Origin of the sequence: Bradyrhizobium betae (assembly GCF_050632175.1) — a bacterium.
Classification (GTDB): domain Bacteria; phylum Pseudomonadota; class Alphaproteobacteria; order Rhizobiales; family Xanthobacteraceae; genus Bradyrhizobium; species Bradyrhizobium betae_B.
In genome coordinates this window covers 3290904-3306901 of record NZ_CP192576.1, presented here as the reverse complement: position 1 = coordinate 3306901, position 15998 = coordinate 3290904, and the positions used below count along the sequence as shown (strand labels likewise).

Annotated in this window: 15 protein-coding genes; 2 read left to right on the top strand and 13 right to left on the bottom strand. The window is 65.0% G+C overall.

All coding sequences use genetic code 11. The annotated features are described in order from the left end of the window. Positions 1–260: 260 nt before the first annotated feature. The 3 genes from ACQ86E_RS15835 to ACQ86E_RS15825 all read right to left on the bottom strand — a co-directional run bounded on the left by ACQ86E_RS15835 (position 261) and on the right by ACQ86E_RS15825 (position 3580). Positions 261–1268, bottom strand: coding sequence for an Hsp33 family molecular chaperone (locus ACQ86E_RS15835; protein ID WP_431206166.1), 1008 nt, complete (start codon positions 1266–1268; stop codon positions 261–263). 168 nt (positions 1269–1436) lie between these two features. Then, positions 1437–2372 (bottom strand): ornithine carbamoyltransferase, encoded by a 936-nt coding sequence (gene argF / locus ACQ86E_RS15830; RefSeq protein ID WP_431206165.1) that lies wholly within the window; start codon positions 2370–2372, stop codon positions 1437–1439. Next, positions 2372–3580: an aspartate aminotransferase family protein gene (locus ACQ86E_RS15825; protein WP_431206164.1), complete on the bottom strand. Its 1209-nt coding sequence runs from the start codon at positions 3578–3580 to the stop codon at positions 2372–2374. The genes argF and ACQ86E_RS15825 overlap by 1 nt, the downstream gene beginning before the upstream one ends. A gap of 451 nt (positions 3581–4031) precedes the next feature. Between ACQ86E_RS15825 and ACQ86E_RS15820 the strand changes: the two genes are divergently transcribed. Then, positions 4032–4544: a GcrA family cell cycle regulator gene (locus ACQ86E_RS15820; protein ID WP_431206163.1), complete on the top strand. Its 513-nt coding sequence runs from the start codon at positions 4032–4034 to the stop codon at positions 4542–4544. A gap of 247 nt (positions 4545–4791) precedes the next feature. On the opposite strand, the gene phoB is transcribed toward ACQ86E_RS15820, so the two are convergent. The 10 genes from phoB to ACQ86E_RS15770 all read right to left on the bottom strand — a co-directional run bounded on the left by phoB (position 4792) and on the right by ACQ86E_RS15770 (position 14693). After that, the gene (gene phoB, locus ACQ86E_RS15815; RefSeq protein WP_431206162.1) at positions 4792–5499 is read right to left on the bottom strand and encodes a phosphate regulon transcriptional regulator PhoB; all 708 of its coding nucleotides are present in this window, start codon (positions 5497–5499) and stop codon (positions 4792–4794) included. Between the two features lie 21 nt (positions 5500–5520). After that, a complete protein-coding gene (gene phoU, locus ACQ86E_RS15810; protein WP_431206161.1) occupies positions 5521–6237 on the bottom strand; it encodes a phosphate signaling complex protein PhoU in 717 nt (238 codons plus the stop codon). Positions 6238–6248: 11 nt separating this feature from the next. Further along, positions 6249–7070, bottom strand: coding sequence for a phosphate ABC transporter ATP-binding protein PstB (pstB, locus tag ACQ86E_RS15805; RefSeq protein ID WP_431206160.1), 822 nt, complete (start codon positions 7068–7070; stop codon positions 6249–6251). Further along, positions 7067–7912, bottom strand: a complete 846-nt coding sequence (gene pstA / locus ACQ86E_RS15800; RefSeq protein ID WP_431206159.1) for a phosphate ABC transporter permease PstA — start codon at positions 7910–7912, stop codon at positions 7067–7069. The genes pstB and pstA overlap by 4 nt, the downstream gene beginning before the upstream one ends. 4 nt (positions 7913–7916) lie before the next feature. Next, positions 7917–8906 carry a phosphate ABC transporter permease subunit PstC gene (pstC, locus tag ACQ86E_RS15795; protein ID WP_431206486.1) on the bottom strand — a complete coding sequence of 330 codons (990 nt, stop codon included), beginning with the start codon at positions 8904–8906 and terminating at the stop codon, positions 7917–7919. A 130-nt stretch (positions 8907–9036) separates the two neighbouring features. Further along, positions 9037–10050: a phosphate ABC transporter substrate-binding protein PstS gene (gene pstS, locus ACQ86E_RS15790; protein ID WP_431206158.1), complete on the bottom strand. Its 1014-nt coding sequence runs from the start codon at positions 10048–10050 to the stop codon at positions 9037–9039. A 143-nt stretch (positions 10051–10193) separates the two neighbouring features. Beyond that, positions 10194–11492: an ATP-binding protein gene (locus ACQ86E_RS15785; protein ID WP_431206157.1), complete on the bottom strand. Its 1299-nt coding sequence runs from the start codon at positions 11490–11492 to the stop codon at positions 10194–10196. Positions 11493–11524: 32 nt separating this feature from the next. Continuing rightward, entirely contained in the window at positions 11525–12580 is a 1056-nt protein-coding gene (locus tag ACQ86E_RS15780) for a lysylphosphatidylglycerol synthase domain-containing protein (RefSeq protein ID WP_431206156.1), read from the bottom strand. 413 nt (positions 12581–12993) lie between these two features. After that, entirely contained in the window at positions 12994–13296 is a 303-nt protein-coding gene (locus ACQ86E_RS15775) for a hypothetical protein (protein ID WP_431206155.1), read from the bottom strand. 2 nt (positions 13297–13298) lie between these two features. Beyond that, on the bottom strand, positions 13299–14693 hold the full coding sequence (locus tag ACQ86E_RS15770; protein WP_431206154.1) for an OmpA family protein: 1395 nt from the start codon (positions 14691–14693) through the stop codon (positions 13299–13301). Between the two features lie 166 nt (positions 14694–14859). Between ACQ86E_RS15770 and ACQ86E_RS15765 the strand changes: the two genes are divergently transcribed. Continuing rightward, positions 14860–15918, top strand: a complete 1059-nt coding sequence (locus ACQ86E_RS15765; protein ID WP_431206153.1) for a polysaccharide deacetylase family protein — start codon at positions 14860–14862, stop codon at positions 15916–15918. Positions 15919–15998 lie beyond the last annotated feature (80 nt).

Genomic DNA, 15998 nt, shown 5'->3' with positions numbered 1-15998 from the left:
GCCCGGCTCGCATATCGTGACGACGTACGATCGCCCCTCAAGGATGAGCCAGGATGGGCGATGCATACGCCATTTCCGAAATTCGGTAAAGTGGGATATTTTTGCGCGAACGGATTGACCGAGAATTTGGGTGTTTTGCCCGTCGGGCAGCGCAATATCTTGTAGCCCGGATGGAGCGCAGCGTAATCCGGGGCTCTCGCCTCGCGGTTAGACCTTCCCGGATTGCGCTGCGCTCCATCCGGGCTACATCACCCCAAGGCTTACGCGTCTTCCACGCCCGCTTCGTCCGGCGTGAACTCGTACACCGACGAGCAGAATTCGCAGGTCACGACGACCTTGTCGTCCTTGACCATGTCGGCGCGGTCTTCGGCCGAGAAGCTCTTCAGCATCGCGCCGACCGCATCGCGCGAGCAGGAGCATTGCGCCCTCAGGACCAGCGGATTGAAAACGCGTACGCCGCGTTCGTGGAACAGGCGGTACAGCAGCCGCTCGCCGGAGAGATCCGGATCAATCAGCTCGACGTCCTCCACCGTCTCGATCAGCGAGCGCGCCTCGACCCAGGCGTCGTCCTCGGCGACAGCGTGCACTTCGACACCTTCGGGCGCATCGCCAGGATGCAGGTCAGCCTGCCGCGCGCGCTCCGGCGCCTTGGGCAGGAACTGCATCAGCATGCCACCAGCGCGCCAGCGATGCTTGCCGCCGTCGTTGGAGCGCCACTCCTCGCCGACCGCAAGACGCACGCGCGTCGGGATCTGCTCGGAGCGCAGGAAATATTCGTGGGCGGCATCTTCCAGGCTGCCGCCGTCGAGCGCGACGAGGCCCTGGTAGCGGCTCATGTCGGGGCCCTGGTCGATGGTCATGGCGAGATGGCCGTGGCCAAGCAGCGCGCCGGAATCCCTGGTATCGCCGAGCCGCTGGGCATCGAAACGCGCATAGGCGCGCAGCCGATCCGGCGCCTGGTAGTCGACGACCAGGAACGACACCGGGCCGTCGGTCTGGGCCTGGAGGATGAAGCGGCCCTCGAATTTCAGCGCCGAGCCGAGCAGCGTCGTCAGCACGATGGCCTCGCCGAGCAGCTTGCCGACGGCAGGGGGATAATCGTGCTTGGTGAGGATCTCGTCGAGCGCCGGGCCGAGCCGGACCAGCCGCCCGCGCACGTCGAGCGCGTCGACCTCATAGGGCAGCACCGCATCGTCGATCGGAACCGCCGATGGTGCGCGAACCGGGCCCTCTGGCCCGGTTTTCATGTCAGGGGATTGGGAAACCATGGCGGATATCTGGGGTCGGAGGGCGGAAATGGAAGGGGCGCAGCCACATTCCGCCGCCCTCGGAACGACGGACTGCGTAGCCCGGATGGAGCGCAGCGCAATCCGAAAGTCTTTCCACGCGTCGAGAACCCCCGGATTTCGCTGCGCTCCATCCGGGCTACAGTAAGGCTACTTCACCGCGTCAAAACACCAGGCCAGAATGCCCTTCTGGGCGTGCAGGCGGTTTTCGGCCTCGTCGAACACGACCGATTGCGGGCCGTCGATCACGTCGTCCGTGACTTCCTCGCCGCGATGGGCGGGCAGGCAGTGCATGAACAGCGCGTCGGGCTTGGCCAGCGACATCAGCTTCGCATTGACCTGGTAGGGCTTGAGCACGTTGTGGCGATGCTCGCCTTCCTTGTCGCCCATCGACACCCAGGTGTCGGTGACGACGCAGTCGGCGCCCTTCACGGCGGCTTCCGGATCGGTGCCGAGCACGATCGGCGCGCCGGTCGCCTTGATGAAGTCGCGCATGACTTTCTTCGGCGCGAGTTCGGGCGGGGTCGCGACGTTGAGCTGGAACTTGAAGCGCTCGGCGGCGTGGGCCCACGAGGCCAGCACGTTGTTGTCGTCCCCGGTCCAGGCCACCGTCCGGCCCTCGATCGGGCCGCGATGTTCCTCAAACGTCATGAGGTCGGCCATCACCTGGCAAGGGTGCGACCGGCGCGTCAGGCCGTTGATGACGGGCACCGTCGCATATTCGGCAAGCTCGAGCAGCGCATCGTGGTTGAGGATGCGGATCATGATGGCATCGACATAGCGCGACAGCACGCGCGCGGTGTCGGCGATGGTCTCGCCGCGGCCGAGCTGCATCTCTGCACCGGTGAGCATGATGGGCTCGCCGCCGAGCTGGCGCATGGCGACATCGAACGACACCCGGGTGCGGGTCGAGGGGCGCTCGAAGATCATCGCCAGGGTCTTGCCTTCGAGCGGCCTGACCGGCTGATGCGCCTTCTGCTTCGCCTTCATGGCGGAAGACGCGGCGAGCATGCTCTTGAGTTCCGCCAGCGGCAACTCGTTGATATCCAGGAAGTGCTTCGGCGTTTTATTGGGCGAGGTGCTCATCAGCTTGCCGCCCGCTTGGTCTGGCTCGACGAGATCGCGGCGCAGGCGCGCTCTAACCGCCCGACGCTGTCCTCGATCTCGGCTTCGGTGACGATCAAAGGCGGCAGGAAGCGCACGACATTGTCGCCGGCGCCGACCGTAAGCAGTTTTTCGCTCCGCAACGCCGCAACAAGGTCGCCGGATGGCACCACGGCCTTGATACCGATCAGCAGGCCTTCGCCGCGCACTTCGCTGACCACGTCGGGATGGCGATCGATCACGGAGGCGAGCTTCTGCTTGAGCAGCAGCGACATCCGCTGCACGTGGTCGAAGAAGCCGGGCTTGAGCATGACGTCGAGCACGGCGTTCGCTGCCGCGATCGCCAGCGGATTGCCGCCGAAGGTCGAGCCGTGCGAGCCAGGGCCCATGCCGGACGCTGCGTCCGCGGTCGCCAGTATCGCGCCGATCGGGAAGCCGCCGCCGAGCGCTTTCGCCAGCGACATCACGTCAGGCGTGACGCCGGTGCGGCGATACGCGAACAGATCGCCGGTGCGACCCATGCCGGTCTGCACCTCATCGAACGCGAGCAGCAGGCCCTTTTCGTCGCAGAGCTGGCGCAAGGCCCGGAGGAAGGCCGGCGTTGCCGAACGCACGCCGCCCTCGCCCTGGATCGGCTCGATCAGGATGCCGGCGGTGTGCGGACCAATCGCTTTCTTGACGGCATCGATATCGCCATGCGGGACCTGGTCGAAACCGTCCATCGGCGGACCGAAGCCTTCGAGATATTTGGCCGATCCCGTCGCAGCCAGCGTTGCCAGCGTGCGGCCGTGGAAGGCGCCCTCGAAGGTGATGATGCGGTAGCGCTCCGGATGCCCCTTGGAGAAGTGATGGTGGCGGACCAGCTTGATCACCCCCTCCAGCGCCTCGGCGCCGGAATTGCAGAAGAACACGAAGTCCGCAAAACTCTCGTTGCACAGGCGCGCGGCGAGCTTCTCGCCGTCCGGGCTCTGGAACAGGTTCGACATGTGCCAGAGCTTGGTCGCCTGCTCCTGCAACGCCTTGACCAGCGCGGGATGGGCATGGCCGAGCGCATTCACCGCCACGCCGGAGGTAAAATCGAGATAGCGCTCGCCATTGGTCGCGATCAGCCAGCAGCCTTCGCCGCGCTCGAAACCGAGGTCGGACCTGGCGAAAACGGGGAGCAAATGCGGCGCTGCGCTGTTAGTCATGACGATCACTTGATGTTGAGGACGATGAGCGTGCATTACGCAACGCACCATTCACCGGCCCGGAAAACGAAACGTGCCGCCTTTTAAGGGCGGCACGCGAGACCATCTTATGCCTGGTGAAACGGGTGTCAATGCCGCCCGGAAAGCCTCGCGAAACGCTGAATCCGTAGTCTTGCGGTGGCGATTTTGCGTGTTTTCGCGACGGAACATGTGGAAGCGAGTCGGCGGACTCTTGCGCGTGAGTCCCGCCATATTGTAGCGTTTGGCTTGTCAGATACGACATCTCGTGCGGCAGTTCTGATCTCTAAGTCCTCATGTACCGGCGTAAACGTTCGGGCGGCTCTCGGTGCCCGGCGAGCCTTAAGGGATTCTGACAGCACGGGTTTTTCGAGGCTTAGGCATTCGCTGTGCAGCCCCAGGATGGCAGGCGCGCGGCGAAGGAAAGGGTGCAATGACGGTTTTGACCTGGTCGGATGATCGCGTCGAGCAACTGAAGAAGCTCTGGGAGGCCGGGTTGTCGGCCAGCCAGATCGCGGCAGAGCTCGGTAATGTCACCCGCAACGCCGTGATCGGCAAGGTGCACAGGCTCGGCCTGTCCGGCCGTGCCAAGAGCCCCTCGTCCGCTGCGCCCCGGCCGCGCAAGGCGCGCCCCGCCCAGCACATGATGCGGGTCACCCGCCCCGTTGCGCGCGGCAACACCGCGCTGGCGCAGGCCTTCGAGGTCGAGGTGGAGGCCGAACCGCTCACCTATGACAACGTGGTGCCGATGAGCCAGCGGCTGTCGCTGCTGGAGCTCAACGAGGCGACCTGCCACTGGCCGGTCGGCGATCCCTCGAGCCCGGATTTCTTCTTCTGCGGCGGCAAGGCGCTCTCCGGCCTGCCCTATTGCGCCCAGCACTCGCGAGTTGCGTATCAGCCGGCAGCGGATCGCCGGCGCGCGCCGGCCAAGCCGGGTCCGCGCTGAGTTCGTCGGAATTCTCTGATCGCCAAGACGGTAGCCGTCACACGGTGACGGCTCCAGATACTCGGTGTCATCCCCGCGGACGCGGGGATCCATACCCACAGGGCGCAATCGTTGCGCGCGATGGTCGCTCCGGGTGTTCGCCAAACCACATCCTGTGGTTATGGATCCCGGGCTCGCGCTGCGCGCGCCCCGGGATGACGATGGAAATTGTTGCCGCAGCTGCCAAGCCAACAGCCTTTAAATCACCTTACGTCTGCTCGGCTTTCGCAAACCGATCGTCGAGCGCGTAGCCGGCGCCGCGGACCGTGCGGATCGGGTCCTGCTCGCGGCCGAGATTGAGCAGCTTGCGCAGGCGGCCGATATGCACATCGACCGTGCGCTCGTCGATATAGATGTCGCGGCCCCAGACGCTGTCGAGCAGCTGCTCGCGCGAGAACACGCGGCCGGGATGCTCCAGGAAGAACTCCAGCAGGCGATATTCGGTCGGGCCGAGGTCGATCGGCCGGCCCGAGCGCGCCACGCGGCGCTTGTCGCGGTCGAGCTCGATGTCGCCGAAAGCGAGCACGGTGGCGAGCCGCTCCGGGCTTGCGCGCCGCAGCAGGCCTTTTACGCGCGCCAGCAGTTCAGGGACCGAGAACGGCTTGACGATGTAGTCGTCGGCACCGGTTGCCAATCCCCGCACTCGCTCGCTCTCCTCGCCGCGCGCGGTGAGCATGATGATCGGAAGCTGCTTGGTGTCCGGACGCGTTCGCAAGCGCCGGCACAATTCGATGCCGGACAGTCCCGGCAGCATCCAGTCGAGCACGATCAGATCGGGAAGGTGCTCCTTGAGACGGGTGTCGGCGTCGTCGCCACGCATCACCGTCTCGACGTCATAGCCGTCGCCTTCGAGGTTGTAGCGAAGCAGCTCGGTGAGAGCTTCCTCGTCTTCAACCACCATAATGCGTGCGCCCATCGGGTCGTGGCTCCTCAGGTATCAGGTATTCGGGACCGTCGTGGCGAAGGTCGTCATATCGCCCTTCGGCCGCTTGTCGGTCATTGCCTGCCCCTCGATCATGTAGAACACGGTCTCGGCGATGTTGGTGGCGTGATCGCCGATGCGCTCGATGTTCTTGGCGCAGAACATCAGGTGGATGCAGAACGAGATGTTGCGCGGATCCTCCATCATGTAGGTGAGGAGCTCGCGGAACAGCGAGGTGCAGATGGCGTCGACTTCCTCGTCGCCCTTCCACACCGCCATCGCCGCCGGCAGATCGTGCGCGGCATAGGCGTCCAGCACCGACTTGACCTGCTGCTGCACGAGGTCCGTCATGTGCTCGAGGCCGCGGAACAGCTTGAGCGGATGGAAATCCGTCTCCAGCGCCGCGACGCGCTTGCCCATGTTCTTGGCGAGATCGCCGATGCGCTCGAGATCGGTCGCAACCCGCATGGCGCCGACGATCTCGCGCAAATCGACCGCCATCGGCTGGCGGCGCGCGATGGTAAGCACGGCGCGCTCCTCGATCTTCTTCTGCAGCGCGTCCAGTTCGGCGTCGATGGTGACGACGCGCTGACCGAGCGCGACGTCGCGGCGGATCAGCGCGTCGACGGAATCGACGATCATGCGCTCGGCGATGCCGCCCATTTCCGCGACCAGCCGGGTGAGTTCCTGCAGGTCGGTGTCGAAGGCCTTTGCGGTATGTTCAGTACCCATGTCCCGTCTCCTCAACCGAACCGGCCGGTGATGTAATCCTGCGTGCGCCGATCAGTCGGCGACGTGAAGATCTTGCTGGTGTCGTCGAACTCGATCAACTCACCGAGATACATGAAGGCGGTCTTGTCGGAGACGCGCGCGGCCTGCTGCATGTTGTGGGTGACGATCGCGATCGTGTAGTTCTCGGACAGCTCCTGGATCAGCTCCTCGACCTTGGCGGTCGAGATTGGATCGAGCGCCGAGCACGGCTCGTCGAACAGGATCACTTCGGGCCGCACCGCGACGGTGCGGGCGATGCAGAGACGCTGCTGCTGGCCGCCCGAGAGCGACAGGCCCGACGCGTTGAGCTTGTCCTTGACCTCGTTCCACAGCGCGCCGCCACGCAGCGCCTTCTCGACGCGGTCGTCCATCTCCGACTTCGAGATCTTCTCGTAGAGACGGATGCCGAAGGCGATGTTCTCGTAGATCGTCATCGGGAACGGCGTCGGCTTCTGGAACACCATGCCGACGCGGGCGCGCAGCAGGTTGAGGTCGAGCCTGGGGTCGAGGATGTTGGTCTGGTCGAGCATCAGCTGACCGGTGGCGCGCTGGCCCGGATAGAGGTCGTACATCCGGTTGAAGATGCGCAGCAGGGTCGACTTGCCGCAGCCCGACGGACCGATGAACGCCGTGACGCGGTTGGCGCCGAGCGTCAGGTTGATGTTCTTCAGCGCGTGGCTCTCGCCATAGTAGAAGTTCAGGTTGCGCACCGTCACCTTGGCCGGGGCCTCGGGCAGCACCGGCGCCTGGGGCAACCCACCGGCCGCGCTCATCGATACGGAAAGCTCACTCATTTTGCGGTCCTCTCGGCGCCAAGGATGCGCGCACCAATATTCAGGGCAAGAACAGTCAGGGTGATGAGCAGGGCCCCGCTCCACGCCAGCTGCTTCCAGTAGGCGTAAGGGCTCTGCACGAAGTTGTTGATGGTGACCGGCAAGTTCGCCATCGTCTTGGACAGGTCCAGGCTGAAGAACTGGTTCGACAGCGCGGTGAACAGCAGCGGCGCGGTCTCGCCGGCGACGCGCGCGGTGGCGAGCAGCACGCCGGTGATGAGACCGGCGCGGGCCGAGCGGTAGGCGATCCGCTTGATCACCAGCGAGCGCGGCAGGCCGAGCGCCGAGGCCGCCTCGCGAAGCGCGTTCGGCACCAGCAGCAGCATGTCCTCGGTCGTGCGCAGCACCACCGGGATGACGATGACCGCGAGCGCGAGGCAGCCGGCGATCGCCGAGAAGCCGCGCATCGGAACCACCACGGCGCCATAGATGAACAGGCCGATGATGATCGAGGGCGCCGAGAGCAGGATGTCGTTGATGAAGCGGATCACCGAGGTCAGCTTGTCGTTGCGGCCGTATTCGGCGAGGTAGGTGCCGGCAAACATGCCGAGCGGCGCGCCGATCCCGACGCCGATCACGGTCATCATCAGCGAGCCGACGATGGCGTTGAGCAGGCCGCCTTCGTTCGAGCCGGGCGGCGGCGTGTTCTCGGTGAACAGCTGAACGTTCAGGCCCGCAAGGCCGTTGTACAGCAGCGTGATCAGGATCAGCGCAAGCCAGGTGACGCCGAAGGCGGCGGCCGCGAAGCAGAGACCGCGGATGACGAAGTCCTTGCGGCGACGGCGTGAATAGATCGGGTTCATGGCGCTAGTTCCCCGCCTTCTTTTCCAGGCGCATCAGCATCAGCCGCGCTGCCGCGAGCACGAAGAACGTCAGCACGAACAGCAGCAGGCCGAGCAGGATCAGGCCGGACTGGTGCAGGCCGTCGCTTTCGGCGAACTCGGAGGCGATCGCCGCCGAGATCGTTGTGCCGGGCGCGAAGATCGAGCCCGAGATGCGGAACGAGTTGCCGATGATGAAGGTCACCGCCATGGTCTCGCCCAGCGCGCGGCCCAGCGCCAGCATGACGCCGCCGATGACGCCGACGCGGGTGTAGGGGATGACCACGCTGCTGACGACTTCCCAGGTGGTGCAGCCGACGCCGTAGGCCGCCTCCTTGAGGACCGGGGGCACCGTCTTGAACACGTCGACCGAGATCGAGGTGATGAACGGCAGCACCATGATCGCCAGGATCAGCGCGGCGTTGAACAGGCTGAGGTAGGACGGCGGTCCCGCGAAGATCGAACCCAGCACGGGAACGCCGTCGAAGATCTTGATCATGAAAGGCTGGAAGCTGTTGGCCAAGAACGGGCCCAGCACGAAGAAGCCCCACATGCCGTAGATGATCGAGGGAATGCCGGCGAGCAGCTCGATGGCCATGCCGATCGGACGGCGCAGCCATTGCGGGCAGAGCTCGGTCAGGAAGATCGCAATGCCGATGCCGACGGGGATCGCGATCAGCATCGCGATGAAGGAGGTGACGAGCGTGCCGTAGATCGGCCCGAGCGCACCGAGCACGGGCGGATCGGCCGAGGGCGCCCAGCGCTGCGTCCACAGGAAGGAGAGGCCGAACTCCTTCATCGCTGGGAAGGCCCCGATGATGAGCGACAGGATGATGCCGCCGAGGATCAGCAGCACGGAAATCGCGCTCAGGCGCGTGATCCAGTAAAAAGTGATGTCCCCGAGCTTGAACGCGCCCAACGCCTTGGCGCGGTCATACGGTCCGGCGGCATCAACTACATTGCTCTCGACAGCCATCTCAGCCACGCCGATCCCCTGTACCCGTTTTATATACGCTTATTGCCGATGTTGCGCTCCGGATGCGGCGCGAAGCCGATCCGGAGCGGACGTCTTGCAGATCCCGGCAACCTGTCCGGGACGAGAGCACTCAGCTCTTGATGTCGGCGGACCAGGTCTTCTCGATCAGCTTCACGACGCTGTCGGGCATCGGGATGTAGTCGAGCTCCTCGGCCATCTTGTCGCCGCTCTTGAACGCCCAGGTGAAGAACTTGAGGGCTTCCTTCGAGGCCGCCTTGTCGGTGGCATCCTTGTGCATGAGGATGAAGGTTGCCGCCGTGATCGGCCAGGACTTCTCGCCGGGCTGGTCGGTCAGGATGACGTAGTAGCCGGGAGCCTTGGCCCAGTCGGCATTGGACGCGGCCGCCTGGAAGGCTTCGACCGTCGGCTGCACCGTCTTGCCGGCCTTGTTGACGAGGCCGGTGTAGGTCAGCTTGTTCTGCTTGGCATAGGCATACTCGACATAACCGATCGAGTTCTTGGTCTGGCCGATGTTGCCCGACACGCCTTCATTGCCCTTGGCGCCGACGCCGACCGGCCACTCGACCGCGGTGCCCTCACCGACCTTGCTCTTCCAGTCCGCGCTCGCCTTGGAGAGATAGTTGGTGAAGTTGAACGTGGTGCCCGAACCGTCCGAACGGCGGACGACGGTGATCGCATCCGACGGCAGCTTCACGTTGGGATTGAGCTTCTTGATGGCAGCGTCGTCCCATTTGGTGATCTTGCCGAGATAGACGTTGGCAAGCGTCTCGCCGTCGAACACCAGCTCGCCCGGCTTCACGCCCTCGAGGTTGACGACGGGAACGATGGCACCCATCACCATCGGCCACTGGACGAGGCCGTCCTTCTCGAGCTGCTCGGCCTTGAGCGGGGCATCGGTCGCGCCGAAGGTCACGGTCTTGGCCTGGATCTGCTTGATGCCGCCGCCGGAGCCGATCGACTGGTAGTTCAGACCGTTGCCGGTCTCTTTCTTGTAGGCGTCAGCCCACTTCGAATAGATCGGGAACGGGAACGTCGCGCCGGCACCCGTGATGTCGGCGGCAAAGGCCGCCGTCGTCGTTGCGGCGACCAAGCCAGCAGCGACGATAGTTTTGATGAAATTCATGCTGGTCTCCATACAGGGGAGCGAAGCGCATTGGCGCCCGATCGCGCTCCCCGTGCCGTCCCTTTAGGAGCGGTCGGCTGTGCTTTTACGAAGGTTTCGTGACAGTCGGATGACAGCATCAACCCATTGAAACCGCTTCGATTTCAGGCCGCCGCCGAAGTCCTCGCTTGGGGAAAACAAGCCGTGAAAGTGGCGCCCTGTTTCGGCACGCTTTCGATCAGAAGCCGGCCGCGATGGCGGTTAAGAATATGTTTCACCAGCGATAATCCGAGCCCGGTGCCGCCCTGCGAGCGGCTGTCGCCGACGTCCACCCGGTAGAACCGCTCGGTCAGCCGCGGCAGGTGCTCGGGCGCGATGCCGGGGCCGAAATCGCGAACCAGGACCCGGATTTCCGGAGTTCCATCAGGGGCCGCGGCGGAATTCATCGACACGATGACGCGTCCGCCCGAGGCGCCGTATTTGAGCGCGTTCTCGATCAAATTCTCGAACAGGCGGAGCAGCTCCTCGCGGTCGCCCGCGATCATCACCGGCGCTTCCGGCAGGTTGGTCTCGATCTCGACCTGGCGTTCCCGGGCCAGCGGCTCGAGCCCGTCGGCGACCTGGCGGATGATCGGCAGCAGGTCGACCTGGGTGTCGGGCCGTACATGGGCCGAAAGCTCGACCCGCGACAGCGACAGCAGATCGTCGATCAGGCGCGCCATCCGCGTCGCCTGATTGTGCATGATGCCGAGGAAGCGCTCGCGCGCCTTGGGATCGTCCCTGGCCTGGCCCTGGAGCGTGTCGATGAAGCCCGACAGCGCGGCAAGCGGCGTGCGCAGCTCGTGGCTGGCGTTGGCGACGAAGTCGGCGCGCATCTCCTCGACCCGGCGCAGCGGCGTCTGGTCGTGAAAGGTCATCAGCATGCATTTGTCGGCGCCGCCAAAACTGGTCGGCACCGGCACCGGCGTGATGATCAGCTCCATCCAGCGGTCGACCGGGACATGGTCGAGATAGGTGGCGCGCCGTGGTTCGGTGGTCGCGATCGACTCGCGCAGCGCCGTGATGATCTCCGGCGAGCGCAGCGCGAACTGGGCGAGCTCGTTCCTGCGCAGCGCGGGCGCGAGCTGGGCGGCCGCGGCATTGAGATGGATGACGCGGCCGGCGCGGTCGAGCAGCACCGCCGGATCCGGCATGCCGGCGACGACCGCCGCCACCGCCGCGGTTTCGACCGGGTTGACGCGCCTGGTGTCGTCGCGCGAGGCAGCGGTATCATGCAGCCGCCAGGGGATCAGCGCCGCCGCGGCGATGCAGAGGAACACGGCAACGGCGTGCAGCACAGATAATTCGCCGAGCGAAACCACCACCGACAGCGCCAGCGCCGCCGCGATCAGAATGACGGTCGAGTGCCGCAGCCGGTCGGACCAGGGCTGGGCTGAGGGAGAAGATGGGGCGTCGATCGCCATCGGGGCGGGCTTCTCCTGGGGGCTTGCGCCGGTCAGACGCCGCCGTCGCGACGCTCTCTCACATAGGCCGCTTCAGGCGCCGGGCCGGGGTCGAGCTTGAGCGCCGCCTGCTGCAGCCGCTTCGATCGAGCGCCGATGATAACCTCGCGAAACGTCAGCAAGATTACAGAGATGACGAAAGGTGACAGATAATAGAGGACGCGGAACAGGAGCATGCCGCCGAGCAGCTCCTCGCGGTCCATCTGCCAGAGGCCGACCAGCATGGCGGCGTCGAATACGCCGAGGCCCCCGGGCGAATGGCTGGCAAAGCCGAGCAGCGTCGCCGAGACGAAGATCACGGCGACCACGACGAAGCCGAGATTGGGCTCGTCCGGGACCAGCACGTACATTGCGAGCGCGCAGAAGCCGAGATCGATGATGCCGATCGCGATCTGGAGCAGCGTCAGCGGACCGCCCGGCAGGACCACGGTCCAGGGGCCGCGGCCGACGACGCGCGGATGGGTCCAGACCCAGACCACATAGGCAACCAGCCCCGCGAGGATCATCATCGCCAAGGTCCGGTTCAGCCAGGGCGGCAACTGGTCGATCGAGGCGGCGGCTTCGGGATGGTAGGTGATGCCGAGGCCGAGCACGGCGGCATTGCCGAGCCAGAAGGTCAGGCCGGCGAGAAAGCAGATCTTGGCGACGTCGATCGCGTTCAGGCCATAGGCCGAATAGATGCGGTAGCGCACCGCGCCGCCGGTGAAGACGCTGGCGCCGACATTGTGGCCAATCGAGTAGCTGGTGAAGGCGGCGAGCGCGTTGATGCGGTAAGGCACATGGCTGTGGCCGATCGCACGCACCGCGAACAGATCGTAGAAGGTCAGGGTGAAATAGCCCGCGGCCACGAACAACGCCGCCATCGCAATCTGGCGCGGCTCGGTGCTCTTGATCGCTTCCATCACCTCGTTCATGTCGATGCCGCGCAGCATGTGGTAGAGCACATAGCAAGCGATGCCGATGACCGCGACGCTGACCACAACTCCAAGCTTATGCAGGACTTGCTTCTGGCGCAGAAACGTCATCGCCCTGCGTATGGCTTCCAGCATCTAGACCTCGAAAAACGCTTCAGCGGCCAGGGTGGCCGGCGAACAGGCGGACGACGCACTGGCACTCAACGAACCCTCGCCACCGGCTCCGGCATCGCGCATGCCCCCGGCCCTTCCACTAGCGCGTTTTCGGGCGCAGTGGAATTCGCCAATTCGAACAAAAACTCGTGCCTTCAATATTTTAGGCAGGATTGCGGGCTCCTGATGCACGCTTTGGCGCTTTCGGCGGCAAGACTGACGCGAATCTCCGTGGCAATCCTGCGCAGGTGCCATGAAGTTTTGATGATTCCGGCCGTACAATGTTCCGTCATGGCTTAAGCCGACGTCAATCTATGGGCCGCGCCCGCCTGTTGAAAGAGGGCGCAACATGAGCGATTGGTCACGGTTTTGCGCAGCCAGGGTGCACGGCAACATCACTGAGCGGCCGCAGGCTGGCTCCGCGAGACCACCCGGTCGCGCAGCCAGGCGCCGATGGTACAGCCGACGAGGTAGCAGGCGAACATGACCAGGGCGAGGTCGAGCCAGTAGCCGAAGCGGCCGGGGACCACATGCGCGAAGGCGGCCGCGACCAGGGCGACGGCGAGCGCCGCGAGCCAGTATGCGGTCACCTTTGAAGTGCCGTTGCCACGCTGGACCACCGAGATCCAGCCCATGCAGAAGCCGAGCAGCAGCGAGCCGATCAGCCAGCCCATATGGAACGAGACGAGATAGGGCATCGTCACCTCACCAGAAATTCGATGCGGCGGTTCTGCGCCTTGCCGTCGTCAGTGTCGTTGCTGGCGACGGGTCGCGTGCTGCCATAGCCGACCGCGGTGAAGCGGCTGGCGGGCAGACCGGCCTTGACCAGATAGTCGATCACCGCCTGGGCACGCTTCTCCGAGAGAGCTTGATTGACGGAGTCCTCGCCATCGGCATCGGTATGCCCGGCGACCTCGATATTGGTGGTGGGACAGCGCAATGCCGTCTCGATGAGATGATCGAGAATGCCGGCGGAATCCGGATCGATGTCGGCGCGCCCCGTTGCGAAGCGGATCTTGCCCTTGTTCAACAGCTCCGAGAACAATTGCTGGCAGACGGTGCCGTCGACAGGGCCCGCCGCGGGTTTCACCGTGATCTCCGGCTTGTACTGCCAGTTCCTGGGAAAATCCTTGCCGAGGCCTGCGCGGATGTCGTTCGCGGCGCTCTCGTAGAGCGCATCGCCCGACAGCTTCACTTCGCGATCGGAGACGACGAGCGTACCGGTCGACAGCCGCGACAGTGCGCCAAGGGCTGCGACCACCGCGGTGTTGAAGGAGCCGGGGGCTCCGATGCTGGCCTTGAGATTGTCGACGACTTTCTCGGTGAAGAACTTTCGCGAAGCACTCGTCGCGATGGCTGCGTGCAGATTGTTGTCGGGCACGTAGCCGGTCAGCGTCACGGTCGCGGCGACCGGGTCCTTGTAGGCCTGGAAGATATAGGGCGGCGCCTTGATCTCGTTGGCGGCGATCGAAAAGCCCTCGGGCAGGTTCTTGAGCGCAGCCGCAATCGCCTCGCGACCGCCGAGATCACGCGCCATGCCGGAGAGATTGACCTTGGTGTCGGTGATCGTGATCTTGCCGTCCTTCAGCCTGCCGATCTGGTCGAGCAGCAGCGTCGCAGCCGCCTCGAATCGCGGCGGCGCACCGCGCGCCAGACCCATCCGATCGGCAACTTCGACGCCGCCCACTTCCTTGCGAGCCGCCTCGGTCAGCCGGCCCTTCATCGACGGCAGCGGCGCGGAGCCCGACAACGTCACCCGTACCACGTCACGTTCGGCGTTCCAGACGAAGGGTTTTGCTTCGGGAACAAGGCGGGTCCGGTCGTCGACCACGCGCACGCCGGGCACGGTCTCGACCGCCATCACGGCGTCGCGGCGCCCTTCCTCGGAAAAGGCGTCCGCGGCCAGGCTGACGTCGCGGCCGTCCACCGTGATCCGGGTCTTGTCCAGGACGGTATCCTTGAGGGCGGCCGAACTGCGGGCGGCGAGGTCCGCCTCGACCGGCAAAGTGTTATTCCAGGCCGCAAATCCCCACATGACGGCCAGGGGGATCAGCCCTGGCCACCATTTGCTGGCCCACCTGAAAAGCTTCTGCATTCGACGACCTGAAATCTGGAACCGGAGACAAAACAAACCCTTGGCAGGCTGTCAAACCTGAAATGGCGGCCCTCACAAGGCTCTGCATGGACAATTGGAATAACTTTTTCTTCAAGGGTCACACCCTAAGTTGAGGGCGGAATGCCCAGGGGTCCACCAGCCTGCAATGAAACAACTCCGCAACAACGTCATCCGCGCCGGGCTGGGGGCGCTCTATTTCAGTGGGGCGCACCACTTGCTGCGCCCGCTGCTATCGGGCGTGGGCGCCATTTTCATGCTGCACCACGTGCGGCCGGCCCGCGAGGCTGCGTTTCAGCCGAACCGGCATCTCGAGGTCACCCCGGAATTCCTGCGCGCCACCCTGAGCCATTTGCGCTCGCGCGAGATCGACATCGTCAGCATGGACGAGCTGCATGAGCGGCTGGTGCAGGGCCGGTTCGCCCGCCGCTTCGCCGCCTTCGCCCTGGACGACGGCTATCGCGACAATCTCGACCATGCTCTGCCGGTGCTGCGCGAATTTGACGCGCCTTTGACCGTCTACGTCGCGAGCGATTTCGCCGAGGGCACCGGACGTCTGTGGTGGATCGCGCTGGAGGCCGTGATCGCCAAGGCCGAGCAGGTCGATGTGCAGATCGGCAATTCCGCGCTGCGGCTCGATGCGACGACGCCTGCCGCAAAGCAGGCGGCATTCGATCGCCTGCACGACTGGCTCCGCGCGCTACCGGGCGACTATGATCTCAAGCGCGAGATCGAGGCGCTCTGCGCCAGATACGACGTCGACATGGCCGCGTTGTGCCGCAGCCTCTGCCTGAGCTGGGACGAGGTAAGGACATTTGCCGCCGATCCGCTGGTCACGATCGGCGCCCACAGCGTCAGCCATTGCAATCTCGCCAAGCAGAGCGAGGAGATCGCCGCACAGGAGATGGGGGTGAGCCGCGCGCGGATCGAGCAGGCGCTGGAGCGTCCCGTGCTGCATTTCGCCTATCCCTATGGCGACCGCGAGGCGGCGGGCGAGCGTGAATTCGCGCTTGCTGCGGCCGCCGGCTTCAAGACCGCGGTGACGACGCGGCCCGGCATGCTGTTCGCCGAGAACGCCGACCACATGACCGCGCTGCCGCGCGTCTCGCTCAACGGCAACTACCAGGACGCGCGCATTCTACCGGTGCTGACCTCGGGCGCCGCGACCGCGATGTGGAACGGCTTTCGCAGGATCGCGGCGGCGTAGGCCTCACTCTCGGCTGTCGTCCCGGACAAGCGTAAGCGCAGATCCAGGACGACGAGCCGATTGACTCCCCACGCCTCCCC